General features: G+C 38.8%; 20 protein-coding genes. 3 read left to right on the top strand and 17 right to left on the bottom strand.

Features of this window, described 5'->3' with window-relative positions; all coding sequences use genetic code 11:
• Nucleotides 1–42: 42 nt before the first annotated feature.
• From AB3G38_RS24945 to AB3G38_RS24905, 9 genes are all read right to left on the bottom strand, one after another.
• The gene (locus tag AB3G38_RS24945; RefSeq protein WP_367866398.1) at nucleotides 43–2,166 is read right to left on the bottom strand and encodes a carboxy terminal-processing peptidase; all 2,124 of its coding nucleotides are present in this window, start codon (nucleotides 2,164–2,166) and stop codon (nucleotides 43–45) included.
• A 149-nt stretch (nucleotides 2,167–2,315) separates the two neighbouring features.
• Entirely contained in the window at nucleotides 2,316–3,566 is a 1,251-nt protein-coding gene (locus tag AB3G38_RS24940) for a sulfate adenylyltransferase subunit 1 (protein WP_367866397.1), read from the bottom strand.
• On the bottom strand, nucleotides 3,566–4,471 hold the full coding sequence (gene cysD, locus AB3G38_RS24935) for a sulfate adenylyltransferase subunit CysD (protein WP_367868788.1): 906 nt from the start codon (nucleotides 4,469–4,471) through the stop codon (nucleotides 3,566–3,568). Before cysD ends, AB3G38_RS24940 begins: the two co-directional genes overlap by 1 nt.
• A 10-nt stretch (nucleotides 4,472–4,481) precedes the next feature.
• Nucleotides 4,482–5,186 carry a phosphoadenylyl-sulfate reductase gene (locus AB3G38_RS24930; RefSeq protein ID WP_367866396.1) on the bottom strand — a complete coding sequence of 235 codons (705 nt, stop codon included), beginning with the start codon at nucleotides 5,184–5,186 and terminating at the stop codon, nucleotides 4,482–4,484.
• Between the two features lies 1 nt (nucleotide 5,187).
• Nucleotides 5,188–6,684: a TSUP family transporter gene (locus AB3G38_RS24925; RefSeq protein WP_367866395.1), complete on the bottom strand. Its 1,497-nt coding sequence runs from the start codon at nucleotides 6,682–6,684 to the stop codon at nucleotides 5,188–5,190.
• Between the two features lie 3 nt (nucleotides 6,685–6,687).
• Nucleotides 6,688–7,485, bottom strand: a complete 798-nt coding sequence (gene cobA, locus AB3G38_RS24920; RefSeq protein WP_367866394.1) for a uroporphyrinogen-III C-methyltransferase — start codon at nucleotides 7,483–7,485, stop codon at nucleotides 6,688–6,690.
• Nucleotides 7,475–9,571, bottom strand: a complete 2,097-nt coding sequence (locus tag AB3G38_RS24915; protein WP_367866393.1) for a nitrite reductase — start codon at nucleotides 9,569–9,571, stop codon at nucleotides 7,475–7,477. Before AB3G38_RS24915 ends, cobA begins: the two co-directional genes overlap by 11 nt.
• A gap of 517 nt (nucleotides 9,572–10,088) precedes the next feature.
• Complete coding sequence (locus tag AB3G38_RS24910; RefSeq protein WP_367866392.1) at nucleotides 10,089–10,652, bottom strand: hypothetical protein; 564 nt, start codon at nucleotides 10,650–10,652, stop codon at nucleotides 10,089–10,091.
• Nucleotides 10,652–11,389: a hypothetical protein gene (locus AB3G38_RS24905; RefSeq protein ID WP_367866391.1), complete on the bottom strand. Its 738-nt coding sequence runs from the start codon at nucleotides 11,387–11,389 to the stop codon at nucleotides 10,652–10,654. Before AB3G38_RS24905 ends, AB3G38_RS24910 begins: the two co-directional genes overlap by 1 nt.
• 283 nt (nucleotides 11,390–11,672) lie before the next feature.
• On the opposite strand from AB3G38_RS24905, the gene AB3G38_RS24900 reads away from it, so the two are divergent.
• The gene (locus AB3G38_RS24900; protein ID WP_367866390.1) at nucleotides 11,673–13,337 is read left to right on the top strand and encodes a hypothetical protein; all 1,665 of its coding nucleotides are present in this window, start codon (nucleotides 11,673–11,675) and stop codon (nucleotides 13,335–13,337) included.
• Here the strand turns inward: AB3G38_RS24900 and AB3G38_RS24895 are convergent.
• Nucleotides 13,309–13,977 (bottom strand): hypothetical protein, encoded by a 669-nt coding sequence (locus AB3G38_RS24895; RefSeq protein WP_367866389.1) that lies wholly within the window; start codon nucleotides 13,975–13,977, stop codon nucleotides 13,309–13,311. The genes AB3G38_RS24900 and AB3G38_RS24895 overlap by 29 nt on opposite strands.
• An 80-nt stretch (nucleotides 13,978–14,057) precedes the next feature.
• On the bottom strand, nucleotides 14,058–14,249 hold the full coding sequence (locus AB3G38_RS24890; protein WP_367866388.1) for a hypothetical protein: 192 nt from the start codon (nucleotides 14,247–14,249) through the stop codon (nucleotides 14,058–14,060).
• Nucleotides 14,250–14,404: 155 nt separating this feature from the next.
• Between AB3G38_RS24890 and AB3G38_RS24885 the strand changes: the two genes are divergently transcribed.
• Complete coding sequence (locus tag AB3G38_RS24885; protein ID WP_367866387.1) at nucleotides 14,405–15,052, top strand: NAD(P)-dependent oxidoreductase; 648 nt, start codon at nucleotides 14,405–14,407, stop codon at nucleotides 15,050–15,052.
• 46 nt (nucleotides 15,053–15,098) lie between these two features.
• On the opposite strand, the gene AB3G38_RS24880 is transcribed toward AB3G38_RS24885, so the two are convergent.
• From AB3G38_RS24880 to AB3G38_RS24870, 3 genes are read right to left on the bottom strand one after another with little or no spacing between them, the layout of a single operon-like run.
• Complete coding sequence (locus tag AB3G38_RS24880; protein WP_367866386.1) at nucleotides 15,099–15,635, bottom strand: DUF1349 domain-containing protein; 537 nt, start codon at nucleotides 15,633–15,635, stop codon at nucleotides 15,099–15,101.
• A 49-nt stretch (nucleotides 15,636–15,684) separates the two neighbouring features.
• Nucleotides 15,685–16,857 carry an MFS transporter gene (locus tag AB3G38_RS24875; protein ID WP_367866385.1) on the bottom strand — a complete coding sequence of 391 codons (1,173 nt, stop codon included), beginning with the start codon at nucleotides 16,855–16,857 and terminating at the stop codon, nucleotides 15,685–15,687.
• 3 nt (nucleotides 16,858–16,860) lie between these two features.
• On the bottom strand, nucleotides 16,861–18,105 hold the full coding sequence (locus AB3G38_RS24870; RefSeq protein WP_367866384.1) for a serine hydrolase domain-containing protein: 1,245 nt from the start codon (nucleotides 18,103–18,105) through the stop codon (nucleotides 16,861–16,863).
• A 113-nt stretch (nucleotides 18,106–18,218) separates the two neighbouring features.
• Here AB3G38_RS24870 and AB3G38_RS24865 point away from each other — a divergent pair, with 113 nt between their 5' ends.
• Nucleotides 18,219–18,593: a winged helix-turn-helix transcriptional regulator gene (locus AB3G38_RS24865; RefSeq protein WP_367866383.1), complete on the top strand. Its 375-nt coding sequence runs from the start codon at nucleotides 18,219–18,221 to the stop codon at nucleotides 18,591–18,593.
• A gap of 11 nt (nucleotides 18,594–18,604) precedes the next feature.
• Here the strand turns inward: AB3G38_RS24865 and AB3G38_RS24860 are convergent, their stop codons facing one another.
• The 3 genes from AB3G38_RS24860 to AB3G38_RS24850 are packed head-to-tail and all read right to left on the bottom strand — an operon-like array spanning nucleotide 18,605 to nucleotide 21,437.
• Complete coding sequence (locus AB3G38_RS24860; RefSeq protein WP_367866382.1) at nucleotides 18,605–18,841, bottom strand: hypothetical protein; 237 nt, start codon at nucleotides 18,839–18,841, stop codon at nucleotides 18,605–18,607.
• 55 nt (nucleotides 18,842–18,896) lie between these two features.
• Nucleotides 18,897–20,237 carry an ankyrin repeat domain-containing protein gene (locus AB3G38_RS24855; RefSeq protein ID WP_367866381.1) on the bottom strand — a complete coding sequence of 447 codons (1,341 nt, stop codon included), beginning with the start codon at nucleotides 20,235–20,237 and terminating at the stop codon, nucleotides 18,897–18,899.
• Between the two features lie 12 nt (nucleotides 20,238–20,249).
• The gene (locus tag AB3G38_RS24850) at nucleotides 20,250–21,437 is read right to left on the bottom strand and encodes an ankyrin repeat domain-containing protein (protein WP_367866380.1); all 1,188 of its coding nucleotides are present in this window, start codon (nucleotides 21,435–21,437) and stop codon (nucleotides 20,250–20,252) included.
• Nucleotides 21,438–21,470: the final 33 nt, after the last annotated feature.

Below are 21,470 nucleotides of genomic sequence, written 5' to 3'. Positions count from 1 at the left end.
TAAAATGAATTTTAAACGGCTTCTTAAGATAGTATTTTATGATTAAACTGTGGGCTTCAATTGAATATAATCAGCCATTACTCTTAAAGTTTCATCTTCCAGGAAATCAAAATTCTCACTCTTCTTGATTTTGTCACCCTTTTTAACAGGTGCCAATCCTCTTGTCGCCCTCAATTTATTGATTTTTTCTAAAGCTTTAACCTCCAGCACATCCCTTTCAGACTTCAATTTATTTTCATTCAAAGTAACTGAGGTTTCCAGATTACGTTTTTTCATGTCTGTAATGTCCTGAACAAGAATCTTGTAATCCAGTGATTTCTCCATTCTTGTTGCATGCAATTTAGCCAGTTCTGTTTTCAGTGTGGCCAGGTTCGCTACCGGTGCAAAATTCGATTTTTGAATCTCATCCCATGGTAAAGCAGAAGCTTCTGTATCTTCACCTACTTTATCCATTGGATAAAAAGAAGGTAAAGTAATATCCGGCATCACCCCTTTATGCTGTGTACTGCTACCATTTACACGATAAAACTTAGCAATGGTTAAATTGATCTGTCCTAATTGAGGAACTTCAGCTTTTTGAACAGGCTTGCCTGCACTATCCAGCTTCACCAGGCTGGCCAAACGCTCTAAAATTGAAGGATTAACCAGTTTATTCAGATCAATTGGCTGCTGTACAGTTCCTTTACCGTAAGTCTGTGTACCGATAATCACCCCTCTTCCATAATCTTGTATGGCACCTGCAAAGATCTCAGAAGCAGAAGCTGTTGTACGGTCTACAAGTACACCAAACGGGCCGCTCCAGGCTACGCCTGCGTTCTGATCGCTATCCACTTCAACTTCTCCTTTTTGATCCTTTACCTGAACAACAGGTCCCTGGTCAATAAACAGACCTGTCAGGTCAATAGCTTCCAGCAAAGATCCTCCGCCATTACCGCGAAGATCCATCACGATCGCATCCACTTTATCTTTATTTTTCAGTGTATCAATTAATAGTCTGACATCACGTGTTGTACTTTTGTAATTAGCTTCTTTAGCCATTGCAGCTTTAGAATCTATATAAAACGCAGGCACACTAATGATTCCTACTTTATAAGGTTTACCATTCGCATGTATCGTTTTCACCTCCTTTTTAGCCGACTGATCTTCCATCACGATCTTCTCTCTGGTAATTTCTATAATCACAGGCTTTGAAGACATATCATGACCTGCAGGGATTATTTTCAACCGCACTACAGTTCCTTTAGGTCCTTTGATTTTTGCAACAGCATTATCCAGTCTCCAGCCAATAATATCTTCAAAATCACCATCTGCCTGTGCAACTCCAATAATCCGGTCTCCTGCATGCAATTGTTTACTTTTGTAGGCCGGCCCGCCTGGTGTCACTTCTGCAATTTTCAGCACATCATTTTCTGATTGCAGATAAGCACCGATTCCTTCTATCGAACGGGACATTTGCTCATTAAACTGGCTGGCATTGGATGGATTAAAATAGTTGGTATGCGGATCTATAGCACCTGTAAAAGCATCCATCAGTAATTGAAATACGTCCTGATTATTTAATTTAGAAGACTGTAATTTCAGGTTCTTGTATCTCTTGGTTAAGGTTTCCGCATTTTTAACATCAGAAGTTCCCGCCAGCTTTAAATTAACCAGTTCATATTTAACTTTCTTCTTCCAGATATCATTCAGTGTCGCAATTGAAGTTACCCAGGGCATTTTCTCCCGGTTAAAAACATAGGTATCCTGCTGATTAAAGTCATACTTATCTTTGATATGCGCCATCGCATAGTCCAGCGTTTCATTATATCTTTTGGAATAAACATTAAAGATGTAAAATGGGGCACTCAGATCGCCGTCTCTGAAAGAATCGTCCAGTGTGGTCCTGAACTGTTCAAAGTCTTTAATATCTGAAGCCAGGAAATAATTCCGGTAAGGATCCAGCGCCTTGATATATTTATCCAGTACAATCGAAGAGATAGAATCATTGACCACTATCTTTTTATAGTTGTAATTTTCTATCAATGCAACGACTTGCCTGGCCACCAGGCTTTGCTTCTCATCAGGCATAATATTTGGAATACCCTCAACCACCTGCTGTGGTTTTGGAGTAGCCTGGCAGGCCAGAACGGCTGCGGTAAAAGTTGCCACTAATATTCTTTTTAACATTTCTTTAAATAATTTAAAATCCATCCTTGTAACAATAGCTAAATATAATGCCAGTTTCTCACTATCTGACTATAAAATCCTTTTCTATCAAAAAAGGGACAAACGCCCTGGTTTATCCCTTCTTATTTATCATTGAATGTTATTCATTTTTATTCAACTACAGCTCTGAACATCAATGCGCCTACGGTTAAATTTGTACGTCCATCAATCAATATGGCTGAACCATTGGCTTTGTTTTCAGTATATAAATCGAAAGCCAGTTCATCAGCCGTTTTAATGACCACACGGCCTATATCATTTAATCTGAATTCGTGAGTTTCCTCTTTTTCTAAAGTATTAATATTTACCTTATGCAGGATCTCCCTGATCTTACACTTGGTCAGTTTACTGTTATGCTGTAAAAAATAAGTAATAGAATCATCCATCGGCTTATTATCCATCCAGCATAAATCGGCCTCTATCAATTGAGAACGCTGTGGCAAATAGCTTGAATTTACCAGTACATCTCCCCTGCTGATATCAATATTATCTTTCAGGTGCAGCGTCACAGACTGCCCGGCGGTCGCCTCTTCAGGGGTCTGCTCAAAGATTTCAATGCTGTCAATTACAGAACTATTGCCCGAAGGTAAAACAGTAACTTTATCATTTACCTTAAAAGCACCACTCAAAATCCGGCCGGCATAACCTCTGTAATCATGCAGCGCTTCAGTTTGAGGACGGATAACCCATTGCACAGGCATCCTTGCATAATGCAGATCCTGGTTCACAATAACTTCTACTGTTTCCAGAAAATCCAGCAAACTAGTCCCTTTATACCAAGGCATATGCTCAGAATTATGGACAATATTATCACCTTTTAAAGCACTCACCGGGATGAAAGTAATCTCCTGTAAATTCAGCTTTGCAGCCATTTTTTTATAGTTTTCAGTGATCGTATTAAAAACCTCTTCACTGTAACCTTCCATATCCATTTTATTGATACAGATCACCACATGGCTTACCCCAAGCAGAGAAACCAGGTAAGAATGCCTGATGGTTTGTTCTACCACACCATTTCTTGCATCTACCAGAATAATAGCCAGATTTGCTGTAGATGCGCCAGTAACCATATTGCGGGTATACTGAATATGACCGGGTGTATCTGCAATAATAAACTTTCTTTTTTCAGTCTGAAAGTACTTGTAAGCCACATCAATAGTGATCCCCTGTTCCCTTTCTGCCCGCAGCCCATCGGTTAAAATAGCCAGATCAATTGTACCATCATCGTTTTTACGGTTCGATTGCTGTAAAGCCTCCAGCTGATCTGCCAGAATAGAGCCTGTATCATATAATAATCTGCCGATCAGGGTACTTTTCCCATCATCAACACTTCCTGCTGTAAAAAACTTAAGTATATTCATTAAAAGTATCCTCCTTTTTTGCGGTCTTCCATCGCTGCTTCAGACACTTTATCGTCCAGGCGGGCACCACGTTCACTTATTTTTGATGCGCTGATTTCATCTATAATATCATCTATCTGATCAGCATCAGATTCTACTGCCGCAGTACAGCTCATATCTCCTACAGTACGGAACCTCACTTTACGGTGCGTCACCATATCTGCGTCATCCATATTCAGGAAAGGTGATGCAGCCATTAATTGTCCGTTTCTGGTAATGCAATCTCTGTGATGTGCAAAATAAATAGACGGCAAACTCATTTTTTCTCTGCGGATATAATTCCATACGTCAAGCTCCGTCCAGTTACTGATAGGGAATACCCTTACATTTTCACCTTTATGGATTCTGCCATTATAGATATTCCAAAGTTCAGGACGCTGACGTTTAGGATCCCACTGGCCAAATTCGTCCCTTACAGAGAAAATACGTTCTTTAGCTCTCGCTTTTTCTTCATCTCTTCTGGCACCGCCGATACAAGCATCAAAACCATGTTGCGCAATGGTATCCAGTAAAGTAACAGTCTGCAAAGCATTTCTGCTTGCATTTTTACCTTTCTGCTCGATTACTTTGCCGTTATCAATTGATTCCTGTACATAACCTACGATCAGTTTTTCACCTAAACGTTCTACCATCTCATCGCGGTAGTCAATCGTTTCCTGAAAGTTATGCCCCGTATCGATATGTACCAGCGGAAAAGGGAATTTACCCGGACGGAAAGCCTTTTCAGCAAGCCTGACCAGCGTAATAGAATCTTTTCCACCAGAGAAAAGCAATGCCGGTTTTTCAAACTGCCCCGCTACTTCACGCAGAATATGAATAGCTTCTGCTTCTAATTCGTCTAAATAATCTAAATTATATTTACTCATGTGCTTCTCTTTATTTTGTGGCGTGCAAACCACACTCTTTCTTTGACTGATCTTCCCACCACCATCTTCCTGCCCGGAAATCTTCTCCTTCCTGAACTGCCCTGGTACAGGGAGCACAACCAATGCTTGGAAATCCTTTGTCATGAAGGGTATTGTATACAATGTTGTTCTTTTTAATATAGGCTTTGACCTCATCCAGACTCCAATAAAAAATCGGATGAAACTTAATCAGCTGATTTTCTTCATCCCATTCCAGATTTGACATGTCTGTACGGTTTAAAGATTGTTCTGCTCTGATCCCGGTTACCCAGCATTGATTGCCTTTGAGTGCTCTTTTTAACGGCACGATCTTCCGGATGGAACAGCACTCTTTTCTATTTTCAACGGATTCATAAAAACTATTCGGTCCCTTTTTAGAAACCATAGCTTCCAGCGCCGTTTCGTCCGGATAATAAGCATGAATAGGCTTTTGATAGTTTTCCAGCGTTCTGTTCCATACATAATACGTTTCAGGAAACAGACGGCCGGTTTCCAGTGTAAATACCTTTATAGGCAGGTCATTGGCAAATATCAAATCTGTGATGACCTGATCTTCCCATCCAAAACTCGTAGAAAAGGTAATCTGTCCCGCAAATTTCTGCGAAAGGAAAGTCAGGGTTTCCACAGGGCCCATGTCTTTAATCTGCACAGCTATTTCTTCCAGGTACGCTTTCATTTTATATAACTTTTAAAATAAACATAATAATACTTCTTAAACTCACGGCAATGACGATAATCCCTACAGCAACCATAATGCTCTTAACCGAAATACGGTTAGAAACTTTTGCCGCTATCGGCGCAGCTAAGGCACTGCCGATCACCAACCCCGCTACTGCTTCCCAATGTGCAGACTTCAGCATGGTGATAAAAGTCAGTGAGCTCATCAGTGCGATAAAAAAACGGGTTAATTTTACTGTTCCCAGAGAGAACCTGGCATTTCTGCCACCAGCAATCAGGCTGGATAAAACAATAGAACCCCATCCGCCGCCACCTACTGCATCAATAAAACCACCGAAAAGACCTAATAAAGTAATCTTCTTAATCTTTCCGCCAACCCTCTTTCTGGATACGTTAAAGGCTTTGGAAAGGATCACCCCACCCAGTATTAAAGTATATAAAGAGATAAATGGTTTGATATAAGCCCCGTAATGCTCCAATGAAGACAATAAATAAGCACCCGCTACCGCACCCAGGATTCCCGGAATAATCAGTAATTTAAACAGCTTCCAGTTGATATTACCCATCCGGTAATGCATCCAGCCTGCTATTCCGTTACTCAATACTTCAGACAAGTGGACCCCCATACTGGCCGAAGCTGGCGGAATCCCCATAGACAATGAAAAAGCTGTAGAAGTAACGCCATAAGACATTCCTATAGCCCCATCTACCATGGCAAAAATGAATCCTCCCGCTAAAAACCAGTAAAACATCGGATTAATCTCCGCTACATAAGCCTGAAACTCAGGTTCTCTTTGCCAGAAAACAGCAATCAGCACAGCAATTGATAAGACAATTGTTAACCAGATCAGCCATTTGAACTTAGGATAAGGAGTTTTCTGGAGACCAGTTTCCACAGATTTGCCGGCAGCAGGTTCTACCAGTACCGCACTAACTTCATTCAGCTTCTTTACTTTCGAACTGAAATCTCCTTGTAAAGTATTACGAAATGAACTCATTTGCTGTAAAGTAATATCCAGTTCTGCTGGCAGGTTATCATTAAACAATTCTTTTAATCTTTTAGCAATGGTTGGTGATTTGCCATTGGTAGAGATTGCAATTTTCAGATCTCCTTTTTTTACGATAGAACCCAGGTAGAAATCACATAAATCGGGCTTATCAGCCACATTCACCAGTAATTTCAACGCATGGGCATCACGTATGATTTCTTCATTTAATCCGTTATTATTAGTGGCAGCAATCACAATATCTGCCTGATGGAGATCGGTCGCTGCATAACTTTTTTTCAAAAGTTTAACCTGTGGTAACCGTTTAGCGAGTTCATAAACTTCCCCTGTTATCTCTTCAGCAATTACGGTAATTTCTGCCTTTTCACTCTGACCAAGCACTGCATTCATCTTTTCAAGACCTACAGGCCCTGCTCCGATAATGACCGTATGCAACTGGTTGAGCTTTAAAAAAACAGGAAATAGCTGATTGCCTTTTAATTCTTCCACAGTTTATGATTCTTCTTTAATGGCTGCAAAAAAATCCTTGATGGGCTGAAATTGAGGATGTAAAGAAACTACTTCACCAAATACTAAAATGGCTGGTGCCCCGATTCCTTTTTCCAGTACAACTTCTTCAATCGTATCCACAATACCGATGGCCAGTTTTTCTTCTTCAGTAGAACCGCTTTGGATCACAGCAACAGGTAAATTTGCTTTTCCCTCTTGCTTGTAAAGTTTGACGATTTCCTTTAGTTTGTTCAGCCCCATCAACACAACGACTGTTGCTTTAGTGCGAACAGCCTCATAAAGATCATTGGAGATTGCTCCGGAAGCCGTAGATCCTGTAACTACCCAAAAGCTTTCACTTAACCCGCGGTGTGTAACCGGGATCTGCTGTAAACCGGGTACAGCAATCGAACTCGACAATCCGGGAATCATTTGCGCCGGGATATTATAGCCTGCTGCAAAATTCAACTCTTCATATCCACGGCCAAATACAAATGGATCGCCACCTTTCAAACGTACTACATGCCCGTAATTGATTGCATAGTCCACCATCAGTTTATTGATCGCTTCTTGTGAATAAGAATGTTCACCAGAACGTTTTCCAACATATACTTTGATAGCATCAGCAGCAGCGTATGCTAATACTTTTTCATTTACCAACGCATCATATAAAACCACATCTGCATCTTTCAATGCATTTGCACCTTTCATGGTGATCAGCTCCGGATCTCCCGGCCCTGCACCCACCAGCGTAATTCTTGGTTCTCTGATTTCTCTTTTTGTTCCTGAATTAATTAACATTTACCTGCGCCTCCCTCTTCGCTCTCATTGCTGAATAAAATTGTCTAGCCTGTTCCAGATAAGCTGTTGCAAACTCTTCTGCAGGCTCATTTTTATTAATTTGCAATACCAGTTCGTTAAAAGTTGAAGGTAAAACTACCTCACCTGTTTCTACAAAATTGGTATCAAACTCTCTGATTACACCTGTTTGTGTACTACTACTGATACTTTTATCCAGTAACAATGCTTTTGCAGTATTCACAAATACACTGTAAGAATGATAAATCGCATCAGACCAGGCTTTGCCTTCAAAAGCCGCATCTGCCCATAGTAATTTTTCTTCTCCTTCGAGTAAAAGTGTAGCTACCAAATCAATCACTACACCGGCACATTCACCTACGCCAATCGCAGTCACAAAAGTTTCTTCATGACCCCAGTCAACATATTCTTCATCTTTTAAAGCAGTAAGGTCTGCCAGTGGTTTCAATAACTGGTAAAAATGATCTTTACCCTTAGCATCGTAATACTGATGGAAACTTTCATTCTCACCGGAATTCGTGCTATAGTCATCCAAGACTGTGCGCAGAATAGCTGGTGCACGTTTAGTTGGCGCTTTGATTACACGTTCAGCGACCCGGCCTTCACCATCGCCTACTGTTCCGCCACCAATCATCACCTGTACCGCAGGCACAACTTTTCCGTTAGCTTTGACAGAGCTTCCATGAAATCCAATGTGTGCCAGACCGTGCTGACCACATGAATTCATACAGCCACTAATTTTAATCTTAATATCTTTATCGTAAATCAGATCAGGATATTCTTCGTGAATTACCCCTTCCAGCACCGCCGCAAGAGACATACTGTTTGCAATTCCCAGATTACAAGTATCTGTACCCGGGCAGGTTGTAATATCACCCACACTATCAAATCCAGGAACAGCAAAGTCCAGCTCATTTAATACGGTGTACAAGGGGATCAATGCTTCTGCGCTGACAAATTTTAATAACAAACCCTGGTTCTGGGTAATTCTGATTTCATCCGCTACATAAGGACGTATAGCCGCCACAAATAACCGGGCTTTATCAGTTTTGATATCACCTACCGGGACTTTGATATATACGCCATAAAAACCACTTTGTTTTTGCGGGAATACATTGGTATCCAACCATCGTTTATAATGCGTTTCATCTGCCGGACGCTGATCAGTTGCAGCAATAGCTTCTGGCAAAGCCGGAAGCGGTACTGTACCCAGATCAACCTCAAAAGATTTTGATTTATTGGCAATAACTTCTTCAGCAATTAAGCGGGTTACTTCTTCCAATCCCAGTTTTTGAACCAGATATTTCAGCCTTGCTTTATTTCTGTTGGTTCTTTCTCCATGCCGGTCAAAGACTCTTAACACAGATTCCGAATAAGGGATTAATTGATCTTCAGGCAAAAAATCATGTACTACACTGGCCAGAAAAGGTTGTGCACCTAAACCACCAGCAAACATGACTTTAAATCCGCGCTCTCCTTTTTCATTCAGTTTTGGAATGAAACCTAAATCATGAATATAACTGAAAGCGGTATCTTTCTCTGTTGCTGAAAAAGATATCTTGATCTTTCTGCCCATTTCCTGACAAATAGGATTTCTTAAAAAATATTTAAATACAGCCTGTGCATAAGGAGAAACATCGAAAAGTTCTTCAGGGTTGATTCCTGCATCAGGCGAAGAAGTTACATTTCTAACCGTATTACCACAAGCTTCACGTAAAGTAATATCATCACGTTCCAGTTCTGCCCACAGTTCAGGTGTACGATCCAGACTTACATAGTGAATCTGAATGTCCTGCCTGGTAGTTAAATGCAAATTTCCGCTACCGTATTCATCAGAAACATCGGCAATGCGCAATAATTGTTTAAAGGTGACTTTTCCGAATGGTAATTTAATACGCACCATTTGTACACCCGGCTGCCGCTGACCATAAACACCACGTGCAAGCCGCAGACTGCGAAACTTTTCGTCGTGTATTTTTCCTTCACGGAAGGCACGGATCTTTTGTTCAAGATCTATGATATCTTTTTCTACTACCGGGTTCTCCAGCTCCGTTCTAAAACTTTGCATGTCAATAAATCTTGGTTAAGGATTGTTTTGTTTAAAAGACGTTTTCAGGGTCTCTTATTTCAAAGATATATATTATAGATAGAAATAGTAGTATTAAATATAAAAAAAGACTAACTATGCTCATTCAAAGTACATTAAATGGTTATTTTGATTTTAAGAGGCTAAAATCTGTTTAATTATTTGTACGACTTTACCATTCAGGGAAAAAGATGTACTAGCTGACAACAGCTAATGCTCACACCGTTTAAATATATTTTACCAGAAAAAAAGGCACAAAAAAACCCGGACATCCACCCGGGTATTTCTTTTATCAACTAAACCTAACTATAAAATACTAACCAAATATTTTACTGAGGCAAAAGTAGTTTTCCAATGTTAAGAGTAAATGAATGATATATTATTAAAACTGCCATATTACACCAAATAAGTGCATTTTAGAATTTATATTATCTATTAACAGAAAGTCAAAAAAAACAAAGTAGACATAGTTTATTTTACGCCCTTTTCCTAAGTCTAATTAAGGAATAACTGGTGCAGGCATTACAACATCTTGCTGTACTTCAACTAGTTTTTTAGTAATACCGTCCCGCAAGAAATATTTTCGATCAGCGTGTATAGTTCCTTTATCATTAAATGTGAGCGTATAGCTGTCTGGAAAAGATCTCCCTTCACTTATATAATGTTTCACAAACATAAAATCCAAAATTTGATATTTGTAGAATTTTGCACTTCCAGGACTCTCAATATCCAATTGAACATTATTAGTTTTCCTGTTCATAGCTTTTTTTAATTTAGCTGTATCAGGCAAACTCGAATTATATTTTAAAAATCTATAATTATGAAAACTATATGTTGTGTCGAAACTTAACGTATCCAGCATCCTAACAAGCTGTTTAAGATCAGTATCATTATAATTATAAGCGTAATAAATGTCAAATTTAGAACCTGTTTTTTTTAATGAATCAGCATCATTATCAAAACCAGAATCCTTATAAACATTGATAAATTTAACGGGCTCATTATTTTTACATCCAAAAATATATCCCGCTAATAAAACAAATGAGAAGATTATTTTTCGCATTAGAATACAATTTTAAGATCGTGAGTATAATGATAAACATTTATAAATGGTTTGTAACCTCTTTGGTGTTGCAGCACCCATAAAGCAGCAATTGCCTTTCGTCCAAGAAGTGCTGCTGGTCTGAGATTCATGAAATCATCTTCATCTACACCATACCAGTCTTTAATTAAAATATCTAGCTTAACTGTAGCACTATGTGGCTTATTATGTCCTTTTCCAAAACGATCAATAGTGCTTTGTTCTATACTTTCCCTAATCGAATTATTCCTGATTTCTACCTCTTGCACACCACCTATAGCTATCATTTCTGATAAATTTATTGGTGATACCCTGAAATTAGGTTTATTAAGCTCAATTGCGTGAGATATGTTTATCATTCCTCCTTTCGTATCATGAAACATATTGTGGTTATTTTTTATATTTCTAGCAATTGCCTCAAACATATCATTTTTGTTGGTAAATTCAGATACCCATCTCTGCATTACCATATCGTTTGTCCTTCCCTTTCTGTTGACAAAATATGATCTTATTTGGTTGCCATAATCTGAATGACTTAAAGGTTGAAAAGCGATATCTAATAAGCTGTTATCTGTCATTTGTGCAAAACTCCAAGATAACAAAAACGCTTTCGCTAGTCTTCCTTTTGGTTGCATTCCCTTATGGCTTTGTGTTTCCTCTTCTCTTCCACGCCTACCTTCTACATCACCAGTTTTACCATAAATAGTTACTATACCCATTTTATTTTTCTTGGAAAAATTATTTATTTTGTATAAAAAAAATATCAATAACTATGCCTTTAATTTACTCATAAAAATTCGACTTCCAATAAATTTCAATACTTCGCAGAAAGTTAGACTATCATATTTTGATTTATAAAATGAAGAACAACTAGAATACAATAACAAGGTACATTAAAACATGATTATAGAATATCTCTAAAAACGTTAAAATTGGATAACCTGTTCGTAATGCTCTTATTTTTATTTAAATTTCGCATCTTTTCATACTATCCTACACTCCATGCTGATTTTAGCTTATATTATCCTTGCCCTGGTAGCACTTTACCTTCTTGTTTATCTTTATAAAAAGAACTTTGCTGTTCAAACACAACGAGAGGAACTTAAACGCGATTGGGGAAGCGCCAAAAACAGCAGATATATAGACATCGATTTAATAGAAAACTACTTTTTAAATACGATTACTGAATCTTCAGAGAAACTACAGCTGATCTCTGATAAAATAGCTGATGATTTATATATCAATGACGTTTTTAAACTGATTGACAGAACAATATCCAGAGTAGGGCAGCAGTTTTTATATGCCAGGCTCAGAACAATTGATAAAGAACAAAAAGACCTGATTTTTCTGGATAAGTTTGCAGAGCTGATTACCGCGGATGAAAAACTAAGACTCGATACACAAGCCACCTTACAAATACTGGAGAAAAATGATTCTTATTACTTCCAGGATCTGATTTATGCGAAGAAAATAGAGGCACCCTCGTTTATGCCTATCGTGTATATCCTTTCCATTCTAAATGTACTTTCCCTTATTGCTGCAATATTCCATCCGGGCTTCCTGCTTGTCTTTTTTGGCATATTTATCATCAATTCCGGAATTCATTACTGGAACAAAAACAAGGTCAGTGTACATACTTCTTCTCTTGGTGAATTTCTAAAAGCATTTGATACCGCTAAAAAATTAGACGCAGATGTAAAGATCAATGCACAGTTTCCAGAAGTTACCAACCTCATCAAAGAACTGACTCCACTGAAAAGAAAAATGCTTGGGGTAAAGCTGGATAATCTGGCCGAAGCAGATACAGTCATGATTGGTTATATGCTGTTCGAGTTGTTAAAAATCGCCTTTAATGTAGAAATCATCCTTTTCTATTCTATCATTGATTCCCTGAGATCACAAAAAGATCTGCTAAAAAGGCTTTTCAAATTCATAGGAACAGTTGATACTGCGATCTCAATTGCTTCACTAAGACATTCGTGGGATGGGGAATATTGTAAACCAGTATTTAACGAGGAAAATTGTATCCATATTTCAGGTGTCAAACATCCGCTGGTTGTAAACTGTGTTCCGAATGATCTTGAATTACAGCATAAAAATCTGTTGCTGACAGGTTCCAATATGTCTGGTAAAACAACTTTTATCAGGTCTGTTGGCGTAAACCTGATTCTTGGTCAAACCTTATTTACTTGTATGGCTAAAGAATTCAGCATGCCTTATTCAAAAATCTTCTCTTCTATTACCATTTCGGATAGCTTACTGGAAGAAAAGAGTTATTATTTTGAAGAAATGAGAATCATCAAGAACTTCATTGAAGAATCAGTGAGCGAAGAACCGTGTTTCTTCATCCTGGATGAGATTTTCAAAGGAACAAACACGATTGAGCGGGTTTCGGCCGGAAAAGCGATCCTCTCCTATCTTGCCAAAAACAATAACCAGGTTTTCGTTTCCACTCATGATACCGAACTTAATGAGTTGCTGAAAACACAATATGAACATTATCATTTCTCTGAAACTATTGCAGAAGAAGAACTGATCTTTGACCATACTATTAAAAAAGGCCCTTTAAAAACAAGGAATGCAATCAGAATACTGGAAATTAATAATTATCCGGCAGCGGTGATTGCTGATGCCAATGCTACGGTTGATTTACTGATGAAGGATTAGTTAAATCCTGGATAATTGATTTGAAAGTCTTAACATGAAGACTGTCTCTTGCATTTTCCGGATTGTCTATATAATCTTTGAGGGCTTGTACATATGCTTTACGGAAAGACTCATTCTTCGTATTGGAATTGTACTCGCCTTGTGCTTTATATAATGGCTGTAAATTTTCGGCAATTTTCCTTTGAATGCCATAAGGTGACTCATCTCTCATAATCACAATATTCCTTTCAAAACCAGGTATATACTTAACGATAAAACGTTCCCCCCGTGGTGGAATAATAATCTCATTTCGAATCGGATAAATCGAGGCGGTAGTGGTAGAAAAATCCGTAACCACATCTTTTCCATCGGCAGTTTGAACAACGGCATCATAATCCCAGATCGGGGAATCATTTAAGGTGGAACTGGTTTCCTGCTCCAGTGTCACAACCGCAGATCCTCTCACGCCAAAATGTGCCAGAAAAGTTGCATTGACGAATTGACCAGTAAAAACATTAGCCAGCGCTAAAACAAAGCTCAGAACCACGTAAAAAACACGACTACGCCAAAAGGAAATAACAACACCCGTGATCAGGATTAAAAAGAATGACCAGGCTCCATGATGCGCTAAGAAGTAAAAAAACATTGATAATATCTTCATTATTAATCTTTTATTCTATTATAAAAATAGATTAATATTTTAATATTATCAATGCAGAATCGTTTATTACAAAACAGGTGCTAAAGGCAGTCTACAGGAACTTCAGTTAAAGCATGCAGGTAATTGGTAATTACTTTATCCCCAATGACCATCACCATCTCAACCAGGTTTCCTTCAGTATAACTGGCTGTATAGAATTCCTGTAAACCAGCCTCATTAATTGTTAAATGGAATCCGCCTTTAGTAACCGGCTCTGATTGATGAAACTTCATGTACAATTGATTGATAAATTATGTAAATTTAACCTATTCTACTGTCTTTATAAAATATCGCTTAGTCAAGCGGATTCCCCAAAATCCGTGTATTCACCAGGTCAGCTGACTAATGGTGAAGGCACAATATTTTCAATAATTTTATAAAGAAATCAATGAAACAAGCTATAAAAGTTGCGCTGTTAGGCGCAACAGGAAAAGCGGGTCAATACCTGCTTCAGGAATTACTAAATAATGGATATCAGGTAAAATCTCTGATCAGAAAACCAAAAAACTACACCCTGTCACATCCTGCCATGGAACTCGTAGCAGGCGACATCAAAGACCTCACAACCGCAAATCAATTGATAGACGGCTGTGACGTTGTCATCAGTGCAATCGGTCAGAATAAAGACGAGGTATTGATTTCAAGCCTGGCTACTGAAAATATCATCAAAGCTATGGAGAAGTTTAAACTCAGGAGGTACATCCTGTTAACCGGTTCTAATCTCGAAGTTCCAGGAGATCAGAAAAGCGACAAAAATTTAACAGGCACAACCTGGATGAAAACAACTTTCCCCTTGATTGTGGCAGATAAACAAAAAGCTTATGAAATCCTTACCGCCAGTTCAATAGACTGGACAATTGTCAGATTACCATGGATTGAGAAAACTACAGAAAGACGGGGCCTGGTAGTTGATTTGAAAGATTGTCTGGAAGAGCTCATCAGTACAACAGACCTTGCTGATTTCCTGATCGATCAGATTACGGATAAAACTTATATTAAAAAAGCCCCTTTTGTGGCGAGTAAACCCAAATTATAAACAATTAAGGGAGCCTCTGGAAAAAGCTCCCTTAATTTATATCTGTTTATACAGCCTCTACTTTAAAATCTTCAAATGTCACCGGGAAACTCTCTTTCCCAGGCGCCGCAGCAACCATACCGATCTGCACTTTTACACCAGGAGGAAAATAAGCCAGACGCAGCATATCATAATTCTTTTGATCAAATGAATATTTAATCTCTACATAATCACCTTTGCGCAGTAATTTTAACCAAACGGATTCAGGACTATCATGACGTGGTACTACCGACCAGTCCGAAACCTCCCTGGTCACTACTGCACTGATATTCTGAACACCATCTACATATTCTATCCCGGTTTTAATCCAGTTCTTTTCATCTATCCTGATCATTAATCCGGCCTGATGGAAAAGTTCCTGATACTGACCGCTAATTTTTACGCTTGCCTGGAAATCGCCAGTAACTTCCTGATAATAAAACGGGCCATTATCACGTTTAAAGCCATAATGTGTTACTTGCCAGTAATCCGTATCCGGATCTACCGTAAAATTTAAAAGGGCAGCATCTCCATTCCATGTGCCGGGCTGATTGAACCATTTCATAACTGTAATATAGGAAGAAGCCATTTAATTTAAGCGATAAATTTAAATATTAAGAGTAGCATTTGACTTTTCCCTGCCGGCTTTCGATCAGGCTTCTCAGTCCGATCATCGCCAAAGACAACAGACCAAAGCTCATCCCAACCCATGGAGACATCGCTATTCCACTGGTCGCAATAACCCATCCGCTCACAATGGTTCCCACAGACACGCCAAGATTCCCAAAAGAAGTAGCCAGGCTATTGGCAAACTCCAGCGCTTGTGGTGCAGCAGAAATCATATAAGCAGAAGCGTTAAGAAAACAAGGAGCATACAGAAACCCCCAAACCGCAACAACCAAAATAGTCATTCCCGTATTTCCACCTGAATATTGCAAAGCGAAAGGGATCAATAGCGTACCGGATAAAAATACTGCTGTGGTTAATGGAATACTTTTACTCAGCATCTTTCCGGAAATCCAATTGGAAATAATTCCAGTAATCCCAAATAAGAATAGCATATAACTGATCATTTTTTCATCCATCTGTTTGACCTTACCCAGATAATCAGCGAAATAGCTATAAGTAGAAAACCAGGCTGCAATCATAAAGAAATTCATTGCTATACTAATCAGAAAAGCAGGACGTCTCAGAATTTGTAATTGGCTGCCAAATGATTTTCGGGTTAAAACTGGCATAGGGGGCAGCATTTTCAATATACCAATGAGTGCAAGCCCGCTTACCGCAGTTTGCACCATAAATGACGCTTTCCAGGTAAATATTCCGGCCAGATAAGTTGCCAGAGGAACAGTAGTCACCATTGCAATAGCAATTCCGCCTAATACAATACCCATTAACCGATGCTCATCCTTTTGCTGACCAGAAGCTACAGCGGCTGCAATAGCTGTTGAGATATAAACTGGCTGTAAGAATGCCGGTAATATACGTACCGTAAGCAGCAACCAGAAAGGAGGTGCAAAAGAGGAGACCATACCGGTCACTAAAAATATAGCAATCGCAGCTACCATCACTTTTTTACGGTCGAAACCAGAGGCCATTAAAGTCATAAAAGGGCCGGTTAATGCAATAACCAGCGCAAATGCACTGAGCAGAATACCCGCTTTATCAATAGTAATCTGATAATGCTCAGCAATTTGAGGCAATACACCAATTACGCCAAACTCCGTACTGATGATGCCAATCATTCCCAGGCACCCGATATAAGCTGTTTTTTTGTTTACAATCATGACTTATTTACTTTCTATCAGAGAATAAAACACATTTTTGAATAAATAACCCAAATCCCAATAAGAATCAGGCATATATTCCTGTGTAAAAACAAGCCCGATCAACTGTTCTTTCGGATCTACCCAGTAATGCGTATTATAAGCACCACCCCAAAAGAAAGAACCCTTGCTTAACGGATGCAGGTAACCATTTCGCTTATTCACTAATCCCCAGCCTAAACCAAATTGAAAGTTTTCCTCTTGTCCGTTTATTTTCATACTTTCAGTAAGCTGATTCTTCAGCATCAGCTCAATAGTCTTCTCCCCGATCAGCCTTTTCCCTTTATAAATCCCTTTATTCAATACCATTTGAAGAAACTTTAAGTAATCAGACGTTGTTGAACTTAAACCAGCACCACCAGATACATAAATTCCACCGGCAGCCGGATAGTTTACCTCATTCCCTTCATAAATCAACTCTTTTCGTTTCTTTAGCTTACCATCCACCTTTTGATCCAGTGCAACCAGCCTGTCAATTTTCCCTTTTGGCAAATGAAAATAAGTGTCTTCCATTTCCAGCGGATCAAAAATCCTGATCTTTAGGAAGTCTTGTAAACTTAATCCGCTCCAGACCTCTACTAGCCTCCCCAGTACATCTGTATTCAATCCATAAGTAAAAGCTTCTCCTGGCTGATGTAATAGAGGCTGTTCAGCCAGAAGTTCTATCCTTTCCTTTAATACCCCCTTGCTACCCAGACCAGTAGAAACACCTGCTTTAGCATAAATTGCGTTAAGTCTTTCATCGATAGAAAACACAGGATAACTCAGCCCGGAAGTATGGCGTAACAAATCACGGATCGTAATTTCCCGGACGACCGGCTGAGTCGTATAACTGCTATCTGCCGGGTTGAAATTTTTAAGTACGGCTGTTTTCTTAAATTCAGGGATATATTTAGAAACAGGTTCATCCAGTAAGAACTTCCCCTGTTCCCAAAGCATCATTGCTGCAATACTAGTAATCGCCTTCGTTTGTGAAGCAATTCTAAAAATACTGTTGGTTTGCATTGCCTTTTTAGTTTCAGGATCTGCATAACCAAATGCTTTATTGTAAATGGTCTGCCCATCTTTAAAGAGCAGTATGCTCGCACCAGCAATTTGACCAGTTTGAATTAATTGTTGTGCTAAATTATCAATATGATATAATTTTTCATTGGTAATTGAAGGTTTTTGTGCCTGTAAATTTGTTCCGGATAGTATCATAGTTAACATTAATGGATATTTAATCATCTCGACTTATTTAAATTGAGCTGGCTAAATTAAATGGTAACCCTTACTTTTACAGCCAATGCGCCTATTGTATGGTACATACAAAAAAGTAAGTAATGGGAAATATCAAGGAGAATTCAACGAATAACTTAAATAGAAAATACATCACAAATGACTGTGACTTAACCTATTCAATTTGCATGGTAGGTGGAAGGTGGAAACTGTTAATACTTTGTAAACTGGAACCGGGGAAACTCAGGTTCAGTGAGCTCAAAAGAGAAATCTGCAACATTACCGAGCGCATGCTGACTTTACATTTAAGAGAACTGGAGAATGACGGAATTATTAAACGCACTGTTTACGCAGAAGTACCACCAAGAGTGGAGTACGAACTAACAACTATAGGAATAGAGCTGATCCCGATTTGGAAACAGCTCAGTCAATGGGGAGCAAAACACAGAGAATTAATGAAAGGAGCAACAGCGGTTTAGGAGCTAACCCTTTACATCCCCCTGTCCTGGATCATCTCGCCCAGCAGCTGCACTAATTCCTCAGATAAATCATCGTCAGTAATCCACCGGGTACCCGGCTCAATACCCTCTTTAGGGTAGATAACACCAAGCACTAACGGAACAACGACACCATTTACCGTTTCATCATAAGAAACAATATACTGCCCGTTATCTGCAGAAGTAACAGTAACTGTATGGTGCAAAAACCTGATACTAAATTCGTCCATCTGAGTTTAATGAACGGGCCGGTTTCCAACATAGGAACCAGCCCGTTTTTTTATATTATCCTTTTAAAATCTTACTCTTTTCTGCATCAAATTCCTCTTGCGTAAGTATACCCGCGTCGAGTAATTCTTTCAGATCCATTAAAGCCTGCTTTTTAGAAGCCAGGTCATTTACCGGAGCAGAGGCAGGTACATCAGCCTTAATTACAGGAGTCACAACAGTTCCAGGAGCACTGAATTTCATAATCAGCTCTGTAATCTCATTATATCCCTTGATATTAGAATAGTCGATAGCCTTTTGTTCTTTGACATTGACAACGTTAACATCAGCGCCATTCTCCAACAGGAATTTAGCAATATCTTTTTTACCATTCGAAGCCGCATAATGTAAAGCAGTATTGCCCGATTCATCCTGGTAATTTACAGCGGCGTCTTTCTCTACCAGCAATTTCACCATGCTCAACGTACCGCACTTCACCGCCAATTGCAGCAAACTCTCCCCACTGCAAACCTCATTATTCAGCGTAAAGTTACTATCAAGAGTGGTCTCCACTGCGCTTTCCACCCAATCCAGGTAAGAATCCATAGCCCCGTCTGCTTTATTAAATGGTCTGGCATAATTAGAATCCAGTCCATTTTCAATAAATAATTTAACAGTTTCTTTCTGATTGTGCGCAACTGCATACCAGATTGGTGACATTCCGGTTTTTGAAGCAATAAAAATATCTGCACCTCTTTTGACCAGCAATTTAACTATCAACTGATTATTATCGTAACAAGCCACCAATAATGCGCTCTCCCCTGCATCATTGATATGATTAACCTCTGCACCACTATCAATTAATAGTTCTGCCATCTGGCTATTTTTAGCCTTTGCAGCAATCACTAAGGCATTATCTCCCAGGTTATTTGTTTGATGAATATCCGCACCATGCTCCAAAAGTGTTTTGACAATCTCTCTGTTACTGCAACCCGCAGCAATCAGTAAAGGAGTTTCCGCATCATTATTCTCTGAATCGGCTTCCAGTCCAAGATCTATCAGTTTTTTGAGCACTTCAATCTGTGCTGTTCTGGCTGTAATATGAGCGAAACTATTGCCTTGATTATCATTGATATCAATCTTAGCACCTTTTTCAATCAGAAAAAGCGCAGTTTGCTTCTGCTTCTGAATCAGCGCAAAATAAAGCGGTGTTTCTCCATTATGGTCTTCATAATCTATATTGGAGCCTTTGTCGGCCAGTATTTTCACGATATCCAGATAACCCCTGTAGGCTGCATAATGTAAAGCAGTCCGGCCTCTTTCATCTGTATATTTAACATCCGTTTCATCGGAAGAAAGCAATAACTCTGCTATTTTTCTATTGCCATTTTCACAGGCAATCAGGAATGACATTGACATTTGATACGTTAATTATTTTGCTGAATTGGACATTAATAATTGTACTGTTTTAATTTTGATATTGTTGTTGGATGCCAGCATCAAAGGCGTTTCTTCATTACTGTTGACCACATTTACATCTGCCCCCGATTCAATCAGCAACTTTACTTTTTTATAAATATCCTTTGCTTTTTGTTCATCCAGCACGATATTATACTTGCATACCTTATGCAAGATCGTTTCGCCCAGATCATCCTGCTCATTAATTTCTATTTTACCTGTTGCCAACGCTATTTCTAAAGTTTCGAAAGATTTTTCCGCTAACCAGTCCAAACCGGATTTTTGCTGGTCATAGTGTGGTGCTTTCTGATTGATGTCTGCGCCTGCTTCTAACAGTTTTGGCAAAATGCTGATATAGGAATTGTTATTCAGACGGCTTAAATAAAAAGATAAAAGTGTATTTCCGGTATCATCTGCCTGATCAAAATCCGGCGTGGTATAAGTAGCCAGTTTATCATATAGTTTTTCACTGAACTGATCTACAACTGCGCGTGTAAAAGCTGTTTTACCCTTTTGATCCTGCACATTTGCATCTGCTCCATTTTCTAAAAGCAAATCCAGATAATCAATCTTGTTATTATTAATAGCTGCCATGAGTGGTGTTTCTCCGACTACATTGCCCTTATTAACATCTAAACCGGCCTCAATTAAGACCTCCATATAAGCGATTGCTTTTTCAGGGGCCATCATTCTTTTATTAACAACTTCATAAAGCAGACTTTGCTCTGCGTTATTCGTATAATTTACATCACAGCCTGCATCAATCAGCGCCTGAATAACCTTAACGTCAGCGCCATTTTCAAACGCATAACTCAATAAGGTTACATCCACTATTTCGTCATTGATATTATCCAGTTTCCCCAAAAAGCCGGACAACCATTCAATTGATTCTTCATCTGCCGGAAATTCGTTGATTATAGTTTCGAAAATTGTCTTCCGGAAAGAATCGTATTCGTAAATATCCGTTTCAATAGTTTTATCAGCCACCCAAAGGTCAATAATTTCAAATTCTTTAGCTTTGATGACCTGACTGAAAGGAAGGGTGAAATTGGGTTGACTGGTTACTTCTTTAGGGATTTTTTCACCGCTATGGAGTAAGGATTTCGCTTTTTCAAAGTCTCTGGATTGGATTGCACTTACAATTTCACTTTCGATTCTCATTTATACTTGTAGTTTTTCGTTTATAAGTATAAC

This window comes from Pedobacter sp. WC2423, assembly GCF_040822065.1.
Lineage (GTDB): Bacteria > Bacteroidota > Bacteroidia > Sphingobacteriales > Sphingobacteriaceae > Pedobacter.
Note: the sequence above shows the minus strand (reverse complement) of the source record. Positions and strands in the feature narration are given on the sequence as shown.